General features: G+C 65.8%; 17 protein-coding genes. 6 read left to right on the forward strand and 11 right to left on the reverse strand.

The features are described 5' to 3' along the window. Positions 1 to 31 precede the first annotated feature (31 nt). From hmgA to phhA, 3 genes are all read right to left on the reverse strand, one after another. Positions 32 to 1327, reverse strand: a complete 1296-nt coding sequence (hmgA, locus tag AADI75_RS04435; protein ID WP_341207837.1) for a homogentisate 1,2-dioxygenase — start codon at positions 1325 to 1327, stop codon at positions 32 to 34. Positions 1328 to 1499: 172 nt separating this feature from the next. Continuing rightward, a complete protein-coding gene (hppD, locus tag AADI75_RS04440) occupies positions 1500 to 2558 on the reverse strand; it encodes a 4-hydroxyphenylpyruvate dioxygenase (RefSeq protein WP_341207838.1) in 1059 nt (352 codons plus the stop codon). 24 nt (positions 2559 to 2582) lie between these two features. Beyond that, complete coding sequence (phhA, locus tag AADI75_RS04445) at positions 2583 to 3434, reverse strand: phenylalanine 4-monooxygenase (protein WP_341207839.1); 852 nt, start codon at positions 3432 to 3434, stop codon at positions 2583 to 2585. Positions 3435 to 3529: 95 nt separating this feature from the next. On the opposite strand from phhA, the gene AADI75_RS04450 reads away from it, so the two are divergent. After that, positions 3530 to 4000, forward strand: a complete 471-nt coding sequence (locus AADI75_RS04450; protein WP_341207840.1) for an Lrp/AsnC family transcriptional regulator — start codon at positions 3530 to 3532, stop codon at positions 3998 to 4000. 121 nt (positions 4001 to 4121) lie between these two features. Here the strand turns inward: AADI75_RS04450 and trmFO are convergent, their stop codons facing one another. Genes trmFO through AADI75_RS04465 form a run of 3 tightly spaced genes read right to left on the reverse strand, consistent with a single transcriptional unit; the run spans position 4122 to position 6474 of the window. Next, positions 4122 to 5432, reverse strand: coding sequence for a methylenetetrahydrofolate--tRNA-(uracil(54)-C(5))-methyltransferase (FADH(2)-oxidizing) TrmFO (gene trmFO / locus AADI75_RS04455; protein ID WP_341207841.1), 1311 nt, complete (start codon positions 5430 to 5432; stop codon positions 4122 to 4124). Between the two features lie 40 nt (positions 5433 to 5472). Further along, complete coding sequence (locus AADI75_RS04460) at positions 5473 to 5835, reverse strand: hypothetical protein (RefSeq protein ID WP_341207842.1); 363 nt, start codon at positions 5833 to 5835, stop codon at positions 5473 to 5475. A gap of 48 nt (positions 5836 to 5883) precedes the next feature. Then, positions 5884 to 6474, reverse strand: a complete 591-nt coding sequence (locus AADI75_RS04465; RefSeq protein ID WP_341207843.1) for an NAD(P)H-dependent oxidoreductase — start codon at positions 6472 to 6474, stop codon at positions 5884 to 5886. Between the two features lie 117 nt (positions 6475 to 6591). Between AADI75_RS04465 and AADI75_RS04470 the strand changes: the two genes are divergently transcribed. From AADI75_RS04470 to AADI75_RS04480, 3 genes are all read left to right on the forward strand, one after another. Next, on the forward strand, positions 6592 to 7167 hold the full coding sequence (locus AADI75_RS04470) for a hypothetical protein (RefSeq protein ID WP_341207844.1): 576 nt from the start codon (positions 6592 to 6594) through the stop codon (positions 7165 to 7167). Positions 7168 to 7371: 204 nt separating this feature from the next. After that, the gene (locus AADI75_RS04475) at positions 7372 to 7680 is read left to right on the forward strand and encodes a hypothetical protein (RefSeq protein WP_037488172.1); all 309 of its coding nucleotides are present in this window, start codon (positions 7372 to 7374) and stop codon (positions 7678 to 7680) included. A gap of 214 nt (positions 7681 to 7894) precedes the next feature. Next, entirely contained in the window at positions 7895 to 8518 is a 624-nt protein-coding gene (locus AADI75_RS04480; RefSeq protein ID WP_341207870.1) for a hypothetical protein, read from the forward strand. 61 nt (positions 8519 to 8579) lie between these two features. Here the strand turns inward: AADI75_RS04480 and AADI75_RS04485 are convergent, their stop codons facing one another. After that, positions 8580 to 9680 carry an alpha/beta fold hydrolase gene (locus AADI75_RS04485; protein ID WP_341207845.1) on the reverse strand — a complete coding sequence of 367 codons (1101 nt, stop codon included), beginning with the start codon at positions 9678 to 9680 and terminating at the stop codon, positions 8580 to 8582. A 195-nt stretch (positions 9681 to 9875) separates the two neighbouring features. On the opposite strand from AADI75_RS04485, the gene AADI75_RS04490 reads away from it, so the two are divergent. After that, complete coding sequence (locus AADI75_RS04490; protein ID WP_341207846.1) at positions 9876 to 10565, forward strand: DUF2490 domain-containing protein; 690 nt, start codon at positions 9876 to 9878, stop codon at positions 10563 to 10565. Positions 10566 to 10668: 103 nt separating this feature from the next. Beyond that, positions 10669 to 11100, forward strand: a complete 432-nt coding sequence (locus tag AADI75_RS04495; RefSeq protein ID WP_341207847.1) for a DUF488 domain-containing protein — start codon at positions 10669 to 10671, stop codon at positions 11098 to 11100. Between the two features lie 36 nt (positions 11101 to 11136). Here the strand turns inward: AADI75_RS04495 and AADI75_RS04500 are convergent, their stop codons facing one another. The 4 genes from AADI75_RS04500 to yaaA form a co-directional block, all read right to left on the reverse strand. Next, positions 11137 to 11490, reverse strand: a complete 354-nt coding sequence (locus tag AADI75_RS04500; RefSeq protein ID WP_341207848.1) for a DUF952 domain-containing protein — start codon at positions 11488 to 11490, stop codon at positions 11137 to 11139. Next, positions 11487 to 14255: a DNA gyrase subunit A gene (gene gyrA, locus AADI75_RS04505; RefSeq protein WP_341207849.1), complete on the reverse strand. Its 2769-nt coding sequence runs from the start codon at positions 14253 to 14255 to the stop codon at positions 11487 to 11489. The genes AADI75_RS04500 and gyrA overlap by 4 nt, the downstream gene beginning before the upstream one ends. Positions 14256 to 14417: 162 nt before the next feature. Continuing rightward, on the reverse strand, positions 14418 to 15077 hold the full coding sequence (locus AADI75_RS04510) for an SDR family NAD(P)-dependent oxidoreductase (protein ID WP_341207850.1): 660 nt from the start codon (positions 15075 to 15077) through the stop codon (positions 14418 to 14420). Then, the gene (gene yaaA / locus AADI75_RS04515) at positions 15074 to 15820 is read right to left on the reverse strand and encodes a peroxide stress protein YaaA (RefSeq protein ID WP_341207851.1); all 747 of its coding nucleotides are present in this window, start codon (positions 15818 to 15820) and stop codon (positions 15074 to 15076) included. The genes AADI75_RS04510 and yaaA overlap by 4 nt, the downstream gene beginning before the upstream one ends. Positions 15821 to 15908: the final 88 nt, after the last annotated feature.

Below are 15908 nucleotides of genomic sequence, written 5' to 3' on the forward strand. Positions count from 1 at the left end.
CAAGGTCGACGGTTTTTTCCAGTGCGGTGGATCACCGCGGGAGTGTCGCCTTGGGAAAGCCGCGCCAGACGTCGTCGTAATCGAGCTGCATCGTTGGCGATGTTTGCGCCCAGGCGGTGGTGCGCACCACGTGCCGGGTCTCGAACATAAAGGCCATCGTCCCGTCTATTTTGATGGGTCTCAAGTCACTTGCGATGGCTTTTTCATAACTCGCCTGATCAGGGCCGTGACCGTTCATCTGGTTGTGGAGGCTGGCGCCGCCGGGCACGAAACCGCCGCCTTCCTTTGCGTCATAGGCGCCGGCGATCAGCCCCATGAACTCGCTCATGACGTTACGATGGAACCACGGAGGGCGAAACGTGCCCTCCGCGACCATCCAGCGCGGGGGGAAGATCACGAAGTCACAATTGGCGGCGCCGGGGGTGTCGCTCGGCGAGGTGAGAACGGTGAAGATCGATGGGTCCGGGTGGTCGAACGAGACGGTGTTGATGGTGTTGAAGCGTGTTAAGTCATAACGATACGGCGCTAGATTGCCATGCCATGCGACAACGTCGAACGGCGAATGATCGAGCGTGGATTGCCAGAGCGCGCCCTGAAACTTCTGGACGACGGTGCAGGGATCGTTGCGGTCCTCGAACCATGCGGCGGGTGTCTCGAAGTCGCGCGGGTTCGCCAGTCCATTGGCGCCGATCGGACCGAGATCGGGGAGGCGGAACGGCGTGCCATAGTTTTCGAGGACATAGCCGCGGGCGCGTCCGTCCGGGAGCCCGACGCGGAAACGGACCCCGCGCGGGATGACGGCGATCTGGAGCGGGGCGACGTCGATGCGGCCGAGTTCGGTGTCGATTGCGAGCCGGCCGTCCTGCGGGACGATCAGCCACTCGCCGTCGGCGGAAAAGAAGGCGCGGTCCATGTCAGCGGTCGCGGCATAGAGGTGGATCGCGACGCCGGTCTGCTCGGCCACGCTGCCGTTGCCGCCGTAGGTGACCAGGCCGTCGAGCCAGTCGGTGGCGGTTGCGGGCCACGGCAGCGGGTCCCAGCGCATCCGGTTCGGCGAGGGCGGCATGTCGAAGGGAGCGGCGCAGAGGTTGGGTGCGCCGTCATAGCGGGTGAAGGCGGGATGCTGCGCGGTCGGGCGGAGGCGATAGAGCCACGTCCGGCGATTTTCGTGGCGCGGTGCGGTGAAGGCGGTGCCGGACAGTTGCTCGGCGTAGAGGCCGAAGGGCACGTGTTGCGGCGAGTTGCGACCGATCGGGAGCGCGCCGGGCACCGCCTCGGTCGACACGTGATTGCCGAAGCCGGGATGGTAGCGGGGCGTGTCGGTCATGGCTCTCTCTCCTGTAGCGACCCGCCGGTTCGCGGACCGTCTGCCTCTTTCGTCATGCCTGATCCTTCGACAGGCTCAGGAGAGCCTCGATCCGGGGTCCCGCTTCTTTTCTCCTTGAGCATAGAAGAAGAAGCGGGGCCCCGGATCAAGTCCGGGGCGACGGGAGGGTGACTTATGCGTCCACCTTCACCACGCCGCGGCGGATCTGGTCCAGCTCGATGCTTTCGAACAACGCCTGAAAATTGCCGTTGCCGAAGCCCTGATTGCCCTTCCGCTGGATGATCTCGAAGAAGATCGGGCCGACCATGTTCTCGGTGAAGATCTGGAGCAGAATGCCCTCGTCGCCGACGTTGCCGTCGATCAGGATGCGGTTGCGCTTCAGCCGCTCAAGGTCCTCGCCGTGGCCGGGGACGCGCTTGTCGACCAGCTCGTAATAGGTCTCGATCGTGTCCTGTAGCCGCACGCCCCGCGCGCGCAGCTTCTCGACCGTCTCGTAGATGTCGTCGGTGGTCAGCGCGAGGTGCTGGATGCCTTCACCGTTATATTCGCGGATGAATTCCTCGATCTGAGAGGTTTCGTCCTTGCTCTCGTTGAGCGGGATGCGGATCGCGAGATCGGGGGCGATCATCGCCTGGCTGAACAGCCCGGTCGCCTTGCCCTTGATGTCGAAGAACTTCTGCTCCTCGAACCCGAACAACCGGCCGTAGAAGCTCGACCATGTCCGCATCTCGCCGCGGCGAACGTTGTGGGTGAGATGGTCGAGGATATCGAGTCCGACATTGTTCTGCTCGGCGGCCTCCCGCCAGCCGGGCACTTCCTCCCAATCGGCGTAGAGGTCGGCACCGGCCTTCACGAGATACAGATAGCTGCCACCGATCCCCTCGATCGGAAAACTGCCGTTGCCGAGCGTGCCCGCCGTGGCGTCGACCGCGGTCGCGCCTTCCGCGATCGCATGGTCGTAGGCCGCCTGCGGATCGGCGACGCGGAACGCCATCCCGCTGGCCGAGGGCCCGTGGAGCGCGCGGAAGTCGGCGGCCTGTCCGGTCGCCTCGCGGTTGAGCAGCAGGTTGATGCGGCCCTGGACGTAGCGCGTCACCTGTTTCGTCGGGTGACGATGCGCGGCGACGAAGCCCATCTGCTCGAACTGCCGGGCGAGCGTATCGGGGTCCGGCGAGGTGAACTCGCAGAATTCGAAGCCGGCGAGGCCGAGCGGGTTGGCGGGATCGGTCATGGTCGGGCCTTTCAGGTGAACGGGTTAGCGGCGGGCGTGCGCTTGCGTGCCACGCGTGTAGACGCGGTCGTCCGCCAGGATCGTCTCCGGGTCGTGATCCGGCTGGCCTTCCAGCTCGGCGTAAAGGGGGGCGAAATCGGTGTTGAGCGTCTGGTCGAGCAGGTCCTCGAAACTGTCGATGACGAAATAGCTCTGCTGAAAATCATCGATTCGGTAGCGGGTACGCATGACGCGCTTCAGGTCGAAGCCGAGACGGTTCGGCGACGCGTCGTCGAGTGCGAAGACCGATTCGGATCGCGAGGAAACGATGCCGGCACCGTAGAGCGCGAGATCGTCGCCCGAGCGCACGAGGCCGAATTCGACGGTGTACCAGTAGAGCCGCGACAGGCGATCGATCGCGCCCATCGCCGCGGCGCGCTGCCCGCCCTGTCCGTAGGCCTGCATGTAATCGGCGAACACCGGGTTGGCGAGCAGGGGGACGTGGCCGAAGACGTCATGGAAGACGTCGGGTTCCTGAAGATAGTCGAGCTGATCGGGGCGGCGGATGAAATTGCCCGACACGAAGCGGCGATTGGCGAGATGATCGAAGAAGACGTCGTCGGGAACGAGTCCGGGAACGGCGACGACCTGCCAGCCGGTCGCCTTCATCAGCCGTTCCGAGAGTTCGTCGAAATCGGGGATGCCGGGTTTCGACAGCCGGAGCACGTCGAGCCCGTTGAGGAATTCGGGAGTCGCGCGCCCCGGCAGCATCGCGATCTGGCGCGCGAACAGCGTGTCCCAGGTCGCATGTTCCTCGGCCGTGTAGGACGCCCAGCCTTGCGGGATCGTCCAGTCGGCGGCGGCCTCGTCGGGCCGGATCAGCGCTGTATCTGCCATGACAACACGATCGCATATGGACGCGATCAATGCTTATCAGAATGGGCGATGTTTTGAATGTTTGTGAAACGAACCATACGCTATAGCCTTGTTCCATGAACCAAGCCGATCAACTCGACAGCATCGATCGCCGGATCATTTCGGCGCTGCAGGAGGACGGGACACTGAGCAACGCCGATCTGGCGCAGCGCGCCGGGGCGTCGTCGGCGTCGTGCTGGCGGCGGGTCAAGGCGCTGGAGGCAGCAGGGGTGCTGACGCGGACGGTGCGGCTGGTCGATCCGGCGGCGGTCGGGCGCGGGGTCAACGTGCTGTGCAACGTCCGGATGCGCAGCCACGCGATCGAGGCACGACAGGCGTTCGAAACGTTCGTCGACGGGCGGCCGGAGATCGTCGAGAGTTTCTCGATGTCGGGGGAGTGGGATTACCTGCTGCGGATCGTCGTGGCGGACGTCAGCGATTATAATCACTTCCTGATGCAGGTGATGCTCGGGCATCCGTCGGTGGCGGGGGCGTCGTCGCATTTCGCGTTGTCGATGACGAAATATACGACGGCGTTGCCGGTGTAGAGATGGCTACATTAACATCGTTCGCCTTGAGCTTGTCGAAGGGCGTGTTCCGGGCACGTGCTTCGACAAGCTCAGCACGAACGGGGTTGGTGATCAGTACCCCGAAACGCGCGCGAGGTGGTCAGGCCGCCAGCCACTCGGCCAGCGCCGAACGGGCGCGGTCGGTGTACATCTTCTTGCGGTCGGCCTTTTTCGTGCGGCCGGGGATCGGCGGGAAGAGCCCGAAATTGACGTTCATCGGCTGATAGCTGTCCGCCTCCGCGCCGCCGGTGATGTGCGACAGCAGTGCGCCGAGCGCGGTTTCGAGCGGCGGCGGGGCGAGCGTCTCGCCGCGTAGCTCGGCGATCGCGAAGCGGCCGGCGAGCAAGCCGATCGAGGCGCTCTCGATATAGCCCTCGCACCCGGTGATCTGTCCGGCGAAGCGGATGTTCGGGCGCGAGCGGAGCCGCAGCGTTTCGTCGAGCAGTTCGGGCGAGCGCAGGAAGGTATTGCGGTGCAAGCCGCCGAGCCGCGCGAATTCGGCGTTTTCGAGGCCGGGGATGGTGCGGAACAGGCGGACCTGCTCGGCGTGTTTGAGCTTGGTCTGGAAGCCGACGATGTTCCACAGCGTGCCGAGCGCATTGTCCTGACGAAGCTGGACGCAGGCATAGGGCCAGCGGCCGGTGCGCGGATCGTCGAGCCCGACGCCCTTCATCGGGCCGAAGCGCAACGTCTCGGGTCCGCGCTCCGCCATCACCTCGATCGGCATACAGCCTTCGAAATAGGGGACGTTCTCCCACTCGCGGTATTCGGTCTTCTCGCCGTCGATCAGTGCGGCGACGAAGGCGTGATATTGCTCCTTGTCGAGCGGGCAGTTGATGTAGTCCGTTCCTTCGCCCTTGTTCCAGCGCGACTGGAACCACGCCGTCTCCATGTCGATCGAGTCGCGGTGGACGATCGGCGCGATCGCGTCGAAGAAGGCGAGCGAGTCGCGGCCGGTCTCGGCGGCGATCCGCTCCGACAGGCCGGGTGCGGTGAGCGGGCCGGTGGCGATGATCGCGGGGGTGTCGGGGAGGGTGTCGATACGCTCGCGCACCACCGTGATGTTCGGGTGCGCCGCCACCGCCGCAGTGACGCCGGCCGAGAAACCGTCGCGATCGACCGCCAACGCCGACCCGGCGGGGACGCGGTGACGGTCGCCTTCGCGCAGGATCAGCGAGCCGAGCGCGCGCAATTCCTGATGAAGTAGCCCGACCGCATTGCTGTCGGCATCGTCGCTCCGGAAGCTGTTCGAGCAGACCAGCTCGGCGAGGTCGTCGGTGTGGTGGGCGGGGGTGGTGTCGCCGCCGCCGCGCATCTCCGACAGGCGGACCTTGAAGCCGGCCTCGGCCAATTGCCACGCGGCTTCGGACCCGGCGAGCCCGCCGCCCACGATATGAATGTCGTACGTCATGCCGCCGCGGATAGCGGGTGTGACGGGCCTTGTCAGGGGTTCAGGCCTGATAGCGCAAGGTATTGGCGAAGCCTTCGTTGGTCTTGGTCATCTTGGCGATCTTGCGAAGGCAGGCGCGCACATTTCGTTCGAAATGCTGATCGTCATAGATGCCGGTCGCGCGATATTCGTCCTGTCCCAGCAATGCCTTGATGTCGGCGGCAAAGGCCTGCTGGTCGTCGATCCGGTCGTTGCCGCGCAGCGTGCGGCAGACCCATTCCTCGGCGGCGGCCTTGTCGTAATCGCGTTGTGCCTCGTACCCGCGTCGGTCGGCTGCCGCCTGGTCCAGTCGTGCCGCTGCCGCGCGCCGCTCCAGCCAGAGGCGCACGCGGTCGGGCTGCCATGTTCCAGACGTGTCGTTCATCCACGATCCCTTAGAGCGCCGAACTCGTCTGCGCCACCTGAGGCCCGGTCAGTAGGGCGGCGGGACCTTGGCCCTTTGCTCGCGCGCGGCGGCGGTCCACCAGGCGAGGTCGTCGGCGAAGCGCGGGAAGGCGCGGGCCAATGACGCGCCACCGTCGCCGGCCGGATTGCCCTCTTCGTCGAGCGTGTGGCCGATGCTGCCGACGGTGAGCGTACTGGACACCACGACCATCCCCATCTCGGTCAGTGTGCCGTGCCACGCGACGCTGGCATGGGCGCCGGCGAGGCGCCCGGCCGAATAGCTGGCGATCGCGGCGGGGCGCCAGAACCATTCCTCCAAAAAGTGATCGGTGAGGTTCTTCAGCCCGGGTTGCTGCCCCCAATTGTATTCGCCGGTGACGAACACGAACGCGTCGGCGGCCCGGATCTTGCCCGCGAGTTCTTCGAGTACGGGCGGTGCCTCGCCGGCCGGATATTCCTTGTACATACGATCCAGCATTGGCAGCCCGATCGCCTTGGCGTCGATCAGTTCGGGTGCCGCGCCACGCTCCGTGAAGGCGCGCACGAGATAGTCGGCCAGCCGGATGCCCTGCCGATCCGACCGATAGGAGCCGTAAAAGATCAATATCCGGTCGGGCATCGGGGTATCTCCTGAAGGGGCGTATCGATCATCGGCGCGCGCTTAGCATCTCTCAACCCTGAATGAATGCGCCACGAGTGCTAAACTCCGCGTCGGATCGGCGCTAAGACCTGCGCCATGCGCATCATCTCTTTCTCCGCCTTCCTGTCCTGCGTGGCGCTTGCGGGCACTCCCGCCGCCGCCGATTATGCCACCCGCGAGGTCGGCGCGTGGGTCGTCTCTGCCAGCAGCGATCGGAAAGGTTGCTTTCTGACGCGCACCTATCCCGAGCCGCGCGGCACCACGCTGCAATTCGGGTTGGATATCGACGGCAGCAACCGGCTGACGCTGCTCAACCCGAATTGGTCGATCCGCGCGCGCGAGCAGCTTCGGCTCGATTTCCGCCTCTCCACCTCGGCCTTTCCGCGCCATCTCGCCATCGGCATCGCCACGGCGGGGCAGCGCGGGTTCGTCACCAGTTTCGGCGCGACGTTTCCGCGCAGCCTGGCGACCTCCGATTCGCTGAAAGTCCGCCGTGGCGATGTTCCGGTCGAAGAGCTGAAGCTGGACGGCAGCGGCGCGGCGATCGTCGAATTGCGCAAGTGCGTCGATCGGCAACGCGCGCCTGCCGCCGGCAAATCCATGCGCGATGCGGGCAGCCGCATCCCGCTCGATCCGTTTGCGAGCGACCGGCCTCGCGATTCGAAGAAGTAACGACCGACCCTTTTTCTGTTCAGCGATGGTTAATATCCAAGTAGAAGCAGAGTTCATCTTTAGAGTGAAAGTACTTTACCACGAACATCCGCGTGGATCACCCCTCGGCTGATCGTGTGATAGGCTCGCCTTATCGTCTACACTATTGCCGCTGCGTTACGTTCTAGGCTCCCTCGCCGGGTTAGAGATTATTGGAAGATTGTGATGCTTACCTCCTTTGCCAAACTCTCCCCCGCGGTTGCCGTACTGCTGATCGCCCCGACGCTCGGCGGCTGCGCCACCAAGAAGTATGTGCGCGAGCAGATCGAGCCGGTCAGCGCGCGGGTCAGCACCCTGGAGACGCAGTTGCAGGCGACCGACGGCACCGCGAAGCAGGCGCTCGCCGAGGCGCAGGCCGCGTCGGGGCAGGCGCAGCAGCAGGGCCAGCGCCTCGATCAGTTGAACGGCCGCGTCGACGGCGTCGAGCAGCGGCTTCAGCAGCAGGAGCAGCGCGGCAAGCGCCCCCGCCACTAAGCAACATCGACGCGTGCAGGGCGTTCCCGTCGTCGTGCGCTGACGATGCGAATTCGTGCTCGGTGAAGCCGAGCGCCATGCGCTTGTTGACGATGATCCGGCGGCCGCCCGCGCAGGGCGGCCGCTTTTGGCTTGTGGCGATAGGTTGATGATTTCACAGATACTTGCGGGTGTTGCTCTGATCGCTGCTGGCGCTCCGCCGGTTTCCAAGCCGATGCCGCAAGGCGCGCCGGGTGCAGCACCGACATCACCGACGCAACCTGCGCTGTCGCCGTCGGCCGATGCGGCGCGTGTTGCCGACTGGATTGCGACGTCGCGCGACAATCATGCGCTGCCCTATGTGGTCATCGACAAGCATGATGCGTCGCTGATGCTCTTTGACGGTCGCGGCAAGCTACTGGCGCAAGTGCCCGTGCTGATCGGCATCGCGCCCGGCGACGATGCGACCCCCGGCGTCGGCAGCAAGAAGCTCGGGGAGATCGGCCCCGCGGAAAAGACCACGCCGGCGGGACGCTTCCTCGCCAAATTCGGCTATGCCGCGGGGCGGCAGCGCGTGCTGTGGGTCGATTACACCAATAGCGTCGCGATTCATCCGATCCCGGGAGACGCCGCCAAGTCGGAAAATCGGCGCGCGCGTATGTTGTCGCCGGAAGCGGACGACAATCGGATCACGTTCGGCTGCATCAACGTGCCAAAGGCATTCTACGGCGCGGATCTGCGCCCGCTGTTCGAGAAGAAGGGCGGTTATGTCTACGTCCTGCCCGATACGAGGTCGCTGGAAGACGTTTTCCCGCGTCTGCGGGTTCATGCGCTGACGTCGGGCAAGGCATCGACCTAGGCCGGCTAGACGGACCTCGACGCCCTTCGGGTCGCACGAACGGCACTGCCGACGGTCGACGCTACGGCTGGTCGGTCCGCCGTAGCAGGTCGACCAAGTCCTGCTTCCAGAATCGGGCCGCGGTGTGCGTGCCATGTCCGCGCGTTTCGGCGGTTTCGGGAATGAGGCGGAAGCGCGCGTCCTTCATCCGCGCGACGGCGCGAACGGGAAAGTCGAGGCTTCGGGGATTGATGAAGTCGTCGGCCGAGTTGATCCACGTCGTGGGGGCGGTGATCGCCTCAAGGCGTGGCCACGGATCGTAGGATCGCGAGGCGTCGATCTGGTAGAGCAGGTCGTTCGCATCGGTCGAGGCGATCGCTGCGGTCACGCGCTCGTTCGCGAACGCTTCCGCCGAGACGCGCTTGGGATATTTGGCCTGAAAATAAAGCGGGGCGGCGCCTGCGACGAATAGCAGGCTCGCGGCCGTGCGCAGCCCCTGCGTCGGCGGGTTGCGATATTCGCCCCCCGCCCAGGCAGGGTCCGCGGTGATCCCGTCCATCGCGAGCTTGCGCCACATGCGATTGAGCCCGGCGATCTCGACCGGCTCGCAGGCAAGCGGCATCAGCGCGCGGGCGAAGTCCGGATGCGTCTCGCCCCAGACCAGGCTGTGCATACATCCCATCGACGTGCCCATGATGAGGCGCATGCGGCGGATCTTGAGGCCGTCGCGGAGCAGGCGATATTGCGCATCGACCATGTCGTCATAGTCGTAGCGCGGAAAGCGCATGTGCAAGCCATCCGAGGGTTTGGACGATTTACCGTGCCCGATGCCGTCGGGGAGGATGACCCAATAACGTGTGATATCCAGCGGCTTTCCGGGGCCGTAGAGTTCGTCCGCGAATTGCGGGCTGAGGAACTGGCGGCCGGTGCCGCCGGTGCCGTGCAGAATCATCACGGCGGTGTCGATCTCCCCCTTGGCGTTCCGGTGCGGCGAACCGAGCGCGGTGTAGTTGAGCCGCAGTTCCGGTAACGTCTCGCCCGAGCGGAAATGATAGTTCCTGATCGTGAACTGTGCGTCGCGTGCCGGCCATTTGGTTGCGGTCGCCGCGGGCGTGGCCGCCGGGGTGAGGGCAGGGGTTTGCGCGGCGGCGGCCTGCAAAAGCAGGAGGAGAGCGGACAGCATGGCACATCGTCGCGCCCGATCGCACCGGGTGCAAGTCACTCTTTTGCCGCCGATCGAGACGTGGCCGCGGCAATGGCGGGTGCGTTTCGGCCGAAGCCGGCCGCGCAACGGTGGCCGATCCGCGTGCGCGGCGGCTGGCGCACCGGCGCGGTATCGCTATAGGCGGCCGAAAGGGGCCTTTAGGGGGTGTTTTCCGTGTCCACGTTGCGCTGTGCGGCGCTGCTCTTCGGCGTGCTGACGTTCGCGACACCGGCGGCGGCGCAGGTTGAGGACGAGCAGTTCTGGGAACAGGTCAACGTCAACGTGCCGTTGACCCCGGACGTGCGCGTGACGCTGGAACAGATCGGCCGCTGGGGCGATCGCGCCGACGGGATCAGCCAGACCGAATATGGTGCGCTGCTCGGCTGGAAGACCGGCAAGGCGGTCGAATGGGGGTTCGGCTATCGTCGCGTGGGCCTGTTCAGCGCCACAGGGCCGAGCGTTCACGAAAATCGCCTGCGCCAACAGGTGGTGGTGTCGCGCGGAAATCTGGTCGCGCGCTTTCGCGTCGACGAGCGGTTCAACCCGGGCGGCGACGAGATCGGCGTGCGCCTCCGGCCGCTCGTCCGCGGCAACATTCCGCTGCGCAGCCGCAAGCTGGCGTTCTTTGCGTCGCACGAGAGCTTCTTCCTTCCTAACTCTACTCGCTGGGGCCAACACTCCGGCTACGAGCGGATGCGCAACATGCTGGGCATCACCGTGCCGCTGGTTTCGCGAAAGGCGCTGCTGGACATCGGCTACCTGAACCAGTTTCGCTTCGGACGGGACGGCGCGCGCCCGCAGATGGAACATGCGCTCAGCCTGCAGCTGACGATCAACGCGCTCGGGCCGATCCTGCATGATTGATCGGCGCCGATGGAGCTTCTGCGCCGGTGAACTCTCTACTTCGGCCATGCGGCTGTTTGCCGGTGGCTTGTCTTGCGGGCGGCGGGCAACCACTTCGGATGGCATGACAATTTATACCATCGGTTATGAAGGCGCGACGATGGCCGAATTCATCGCCGCGCTGCAGGCCGCGGGCGTGCGGCGGGTGATCGATGTCCGCGCACTGCCGCTGTCGCGGCGGCCGGGCTTCTCCAAGTCACCGCTCGCGGCGTCGCTGCGCGAGGAGGGGATCGAGTATGTGCATCTGAAGGCGCTGGGGACGCCAAAGCGCGGGCGTGATGCGGCCAAGAAGGGTGATGTCGCGACGCTGACCGCGGTATATGAGGTGCAGCTGGAGCTGCCCGAGGCGCAGGCGCAGGCGGCGGAGATGCTGTCGCTGGCGGACGAGGTGCCAAGCGCGCTGCTGTGTTTCGAGCGGGAGCCCTGCCATTGCCACCGGACGCTGTTGTTGCAGGCGGTGGGGGAGGGGCGTGAGGTGGTGGATCTTTACGTCTGATGGCGTCGCCCCGGCGGAGGCGGGGGCGACGGCGACTCAGCCGGTGGTCGGCAGCTTTAACGTTCCGTCGGCATGGCGTTCGAGCGGGCCGTAGGCGATAACCGTTTCCAGCAGCATCTCGTCATAGAGGTGTGGGAAGAGCTGGCCGCCGCGCGACTTTTCCCACTTTATCTTGTCACCATATGCGGCGAGGTCGACCGCGGCGATGTGAAGGCCAGCTTGCCCGACGAAGTGCTTGTCGATCGTCTCGCCCAGCTGGTCGGCGGTCGACAGATGGATGTAGCCGTCCGCCACGTCGACCGGCGCGCCGCCGAACCGCCCATCCTGCTCCAGCGTCGCCATCTGCTCGGCGGTCAAAACCTTATACGCGGTCAGCGGCATGTCGGTCATTCACCATCCTCCGGGCCGGCGGCTTCATCGTCGCCGATCGTCGCGTCATCCGCGGGGGCAACCGGCTGATCGCCGGCCAGTTCCTCGGCGACCAGCGCCTCGGCAGCATCCTCGGGCTCGGGCTCCTCATCGATCCGTGCGGCGGAGACGACATGCTCGTCGCTGGCAACGTTGAACAAGCGCACTCCCGCCGAGCCGCGCCCGATGACGCGCAGCGAGCCGAGCGGCATCCGGATCATCTTCGCCTGATCGGTGACCAGCATCAGCTGCTCGGCCTTGGTCGAGGGGAAGCTGGCGACGACCGGGCCATTGCGCGCGATATTGTCGATGTTGGTGATGCCCTGACCACCGCGGCCGGTGCGGCGGTATTCATAGGCCGAGCTGATCTTGCCATAGCCGTTGGCGCAGACCGTCAGGATGAATTGCTCAACCGCGCGGAGCCGCTCGAAATCGTGCTGATCCATCGACAGCTCGCCCTCGCGCTCCTTCCACGGCGCGTTGCGCAGGTACGCCTCGCGCAGTTCGCCATCGGCCTCGACGCGATGCAGGACCGAAAGGGAGATGACCTGATCGTCGCCCTTGAGCGTGATGCCGCGGACGCCGGTCGAGTTGCGGCTCTGGAACTCGCGCACCTCGTCGGCGGCGAACCGGATCGCCTTACCGGCGCGGGTGGCGAGCAGCACGTCGTCACCCTCGTCGAGCAACGCCACGCCGATCAGCCGGTCGTCGGCATCCTCGCCCTCGAACTTCATCGCGATCTTGCCGTTCGAGGGCACGTTGGTGAACGCGTCCATCGAGTTACGGCGCACCGAGCCCCTGGCGGTGGCGAACATAACGTGCAGCTTGCCCCATTCCGCCTCGTCCTCGGGCAGCGGCAGCACGGTCGAGATCGTCTCGCCCTGTTCGAGCGGGAGCAGATTGATCATCGGGCGACCGCGCGTCGCCGGCCCGCCCTCGGGCAGGCGCCAGACCTTCATGCGGTAGACGCGGCCGAGCGTCGAGAAGAACAGCACCGGCGTGTGCGTCGAGGTGACGAACAGCTTGGTGACGACATCCTCGTCCTTGGTCGCCATGCCGGCGCGCCCCTTACCGCCGCGCGCCTGCGCACGGAAGGCGTCGAGCGGGGTACGCTTGATGTAGCCGGCCATGGTGACGGTCACCACCATGTCCTCGCGCTCGATCAGATCCTCGTCGTCGATCCCGTCGGCGGCGGCGGCGATCTCGGTGCGGCGCGGGGTCGCAAATTGCTCGCGCACCTCGCGGAATTCGTCGCGCATCACCGCATAGAGCTTCACGCGGTCGGAAAGGATCGCGAGCAGTTCGGCGATCGAATCGGCGAGCGTCTTCAGCTCGTCGCCGATCTCGTCGCGACCCAAAGCGGTGAGGCGGTGGAGGCGCAGGTCGAGGATCGCGCGGACCTGCACTTCGGAGAGGCGATAGGTGTCGCCTGCCACGTCGGTCTCGAGCGCTTCGACCAGCCGCAGGTACGGCGCGATCTCGGCGATCGGCCATTCCCGCGCCAGCAGCTTGGCGCGCGCCTCGGCCGGGCTCGACGAGCCGCGGATGATCCGCACCACTTCGTCGAGGTTGGTGACCGCGATGACGAGGCCGAGCAGGATATGGGCACGCTCACGCGCCTTGTTCAGCTCGAACTTGGCGCGGCGCGTGATGACCTGTTCGCGGAACTGCACGAACGCGCTGATGATGTCGCGCAGGTTGAGCAATTCGGGGCGGCCGCCGCGGATCGCGAGCATGTTCGCGGGGAACGAGCCCTGCGCGGGCGTGTGCCGCCAGAGCTGGTTGAGCACCACCTCGGGCGTGGCATCGCGCTTGAGATCGATGACGATCCGGACGCCTTCGCGGTTCGATTCGTCGCGAATGTCGCTGACGCCCTCGATGCGCTTGTCCTTGGCGGCCTCGGCGATCTTCTCGACCAGCGCGTTCTTGCCCTGCTGGAACGGGATTTCGGTCAGCACGATCGAGGTGCGGTCGCCGCGCCCGGTCTCGATCTTGTGGCGGCTGCGCACGATCACCGAGCCGCGCCCGGTCTCATAGGCGGAACGCGCCCCGGCGCGGCCGAGGATGATCGCACCGGTCGGAAAGTCCGGACCGGGGACGATCTCCATCAGCTCCTCGGTGGTGATCGCGCCATTGTCGATATAGGCGAGGCAGGCGTCGACGACTTCGCCGAGATTGTGCGGCGGGATGTTCGTGGCCATGCCGACCGCGATGCCGCCCGCGCCGTTGACGAGCAGATTGGGGAAGCGCGCGGGCAGCACCTGCGGCTCGCGCTCCGAGCCGTCGTAGTTCGGCTGGAAATCGACCGTATCCTTGTCGAGGTCGTCCATCAGGTAATTGGCGGACTTCGCCAGCCGCGCCTCGGTATAACGCATCGCGGCGGCGGGATCGGGGTCCATCGATCCGAAATTGCCCTGACCGTCGATCAGCGGCACGCGCATCGACCAGTCCTGCGTCATGCGGACCAAGGCTTCGTAGATCGAACTGTCGCCGTGCGGGTGATATTTACCGATCACGTCGCCGACGATGCGCGCCGACTTGCGATACGGGCGGTTGTAGAGGAACCCGCTCTCGTTCGCCGAATAAAGGATGCGGCGGTGCACCGGCTTCAGCCCGTCGCGCACGTCGGGCAGCGCGCGCGCCACGATGACGCTCATCGCATAGTCGAGGTAGCTGGTCTTCATCTCCTCGACGATGGAGATAGGGGCGATAGCGGAAGGATCGGCGAGGACGGTGTCGTCGGCCAACTGGACGTACTTTCTATTTACGGGTTCGTTTCAGGCGTGTGTCTAGGCCGCATGGGCCGCAAAGTCACGCCCGCTACGGCCGGGATTGGTGGAGATGCCGCGCCGTTCAGTGGAAGAAGGCTGGTCCGGCTCTGGATCGCGTCGCTACGCTCGCAATGACGATCAGGGCGTTATCTCGACACCGTCCCATGCGAACAGCTTGCCGCTGTCGGTGGGCTTCAGCGCGTCGAGCACATCGAGCAACTGCACCGCGGCGCGATCGGGCTGGAACAGGTCGCGCCCGCTCTGCTGGAACGGCTTGGACAACCGGGTGTCGACGGTGCCGGGGTGGAGCGCGACGACGATGCCGCGATCGTTGCGGCGCTTGTCCTCGATCGCCAGCGTGCGGATCAGCTGGTTGAGCGCGGCCTTGCTGGCGCGATAGCCGTACCAACCGCCGAGCCGGTTGTCGGAGATGCTGCCGACCCGCGCCGACAGCGCCGCGAATACCGACCGTCCGGTGCGCGGCAGGATGGGCAGGAAGTGCTTGGCGACCAGCGCGGGGCCGATCGCATTCACCGCATATTGCTTCGCCAGCCACACCGGATCGAGATCGCGCAGTGCTTTCTCCGGGCCGTGCTCGGCATCGTGGAGCAGCCCAGTGGCAACGACTACCATGTCGGCCTTGCCGATGCGCGCCGCGGCGGTGGCGATGGTCGGCTCGTCGGTCAGGTTCAGCTCGGCGCGGGTGAGGCGGACGACGTCATTGCCCTCCTCCGCCAGAGCGTCGGCAAGCGCCGCGCCGATCCCGCCACCGGCGCCGACCACGACCGCGCGCATCATGCCGCCCGCCGGAACGTCCAGCGCGCGTCGTCGCTGGCATCGGGATCGAAGCGATAATCGGCGGTATCGAACGCCTTCATGCCGTCGAGATCAACGACATGATGCTCGACCAGATAGCGTGCCATCATCCCGCGCGCCTTCTTGGCGTGGAAGCTGATGAAGCGATCGTCCGCCTCGCGAAAGTCGACCGCGACGACGCGGACGTCGGACGGGAGCTTGCCCGCGACCGCTTCCCAATATTCGTTGCTCGCCAGGTTGAGCACCACTTTCGATCCCTCTTCCGCCACGTCCTGAGCCAACGCGTCCGCAATGCGCGGGCCCCACCAGTCGGTCAGCTTTTCGCGGCGCGGCGCCCAGCGGGTGCCCATTTCCAGCCGATAGGGGCGCATCCCGTCGAGCGGACGGAGGAGGCCGTAAAGGCCGGAGAGCAGTCGCAGGTGGCCCTGTGCGAAGCGCACCGCCGGCTCATCGAGGGTCGCGGCGTCGAGCCCGGTGTAGACGTCGCCGGCAAAGGTATAGAGCGCAGGACGTTCTTCAGCGGCGTCGAAGTCGCGAAAGCGATCGGCATTGAGCTTGGCGAGCGCGGGCGAGATCTTCATCAGCTCGGACAGGCGCTTTTGCGTCAGGTGCGAGGCGGCCTTCGCCAGCGTGGCAGCCTCCGCCGCGAAGCGCGCCGGGGTGGCGGGGAAGGGTGACGGCGTGTCGAGGTCCAGCGTCTTGGCCGGGGAGAGAACGGCGATCATCACCGCGCCGTACCCGCGCCACGGCGTGCGTTCAATTGGGGTTCAGCGGCGGCAACGCAATGCTACGGTACATTCCTTGTACACGCGC

The organism is uncultured Sphingomonas sp. (assembly GCF_964021865.1).
Classification (GTDB): domain Bacteria; phylum Pseudomonadota; class Alphaproteobacteria; order Sphingomonadales; family Sphingomonadaceae; genus Sphingomonas.

Coding starts and splice junctions, on each gene's coding strand:
- hmgA (WP_341207837.1), bottom strand. CDS start 1,327: ATGACCGACACGCCCCGCTACCATCCCGGCTTCGGCAATCACGTGTCG.
- hppD (WP_341207838.1), bottom strand. CDS start 2,558: ATGACCGATCCCGCCAACCCGCTCGGCCTCGCCGGCTTCGAATTCTGC.
- phhA (WP_341207839.1), bottom strand. CDS start 3,434: ATGGCAGATACAGCGCTGATCCGGCCCGACGAGGCCGCCGCCGACTGG.
- AADI75_RS04450 (WP_341207840.1), top strand. CDS start 3,530: ATGAACCAAGCCGATCAACTCGACAGCATCGATCGCCGGATCATTTCG.
- trmFO (WP_341207841.1), bottom strand. CDS start 5,432: ATGACGTACGACATTCATATCGTGGGCGGCGGGCTCGCCGGGTCCGAA.
- AADI75_RS04460 (WP_341207842.1), bottom strand. CDS start 5,835: ATGAACGACACGTCTGGAACATGGCAGCCCGACCGCGTGCGCCTCTGG.
- AADI75_RS04465 (WP_341207843.1), bottom strand. CDS start 6,474: ATGCCCGACCGGATATTGATCTTTTACGGCTCCTATCGGTCGGATCGG.
- AADI75_RS04470 (WP_341207844.1), top strand. CDS start 6,592: ATGCGCATCATCTCTTTCTCCGCCTTCCTGTCCTGCGTGGCGCTTGCG.
- AADI75_RS04475 (WP_037488172.1), top strand. CDS start 7,372: ATGCTTACCTCCTTTGCCAAACTCTCCCCCGCGGTTGCCGTACTGCTG.
- AADI75_RS04480 (WP_341207870.1), top strand. CDS start 7,895: ATGCCGCAAGGCGCGCCGGGTGCAGCACCGACATCACCGACGCAACCT.
- AADI75_RS04485 (WP_341207845.1), bottom strand. CDS start 9,680: ATGCTGTCCGCTCTCCTCCTGCTTTTGCAGGCCGCCGCCGCGCAAACC.
- AADI75_RS04495 (WP_341207847.1), top strand. CDS start 10,669: ATGACAATTTATACCATCGGTTATGAAGGCGCGACGATGGCCGAATTC.
- AADI75_RS04500 (WP_341207848.1), bottom strand. CDS start 11,490: ATGACCGACATGCCGCTGACCGCGTATAAGGTTTTGACCGCCGAGCAG.
- AADI75_RS04510 (WP_341207850.1), bottom strand. CDS start 15,077: ATGATGCGCGCGGTCGTGGTCGGCGCCGGTGGCGGGATCGGCGCGGCG.
- yaaA (WP_341207851.1), bottom strand. CDS start 15,820: ATGATCGCCGTTCTCTCCCCGGCCAAGACGCTGGACCTCGACACGCCG.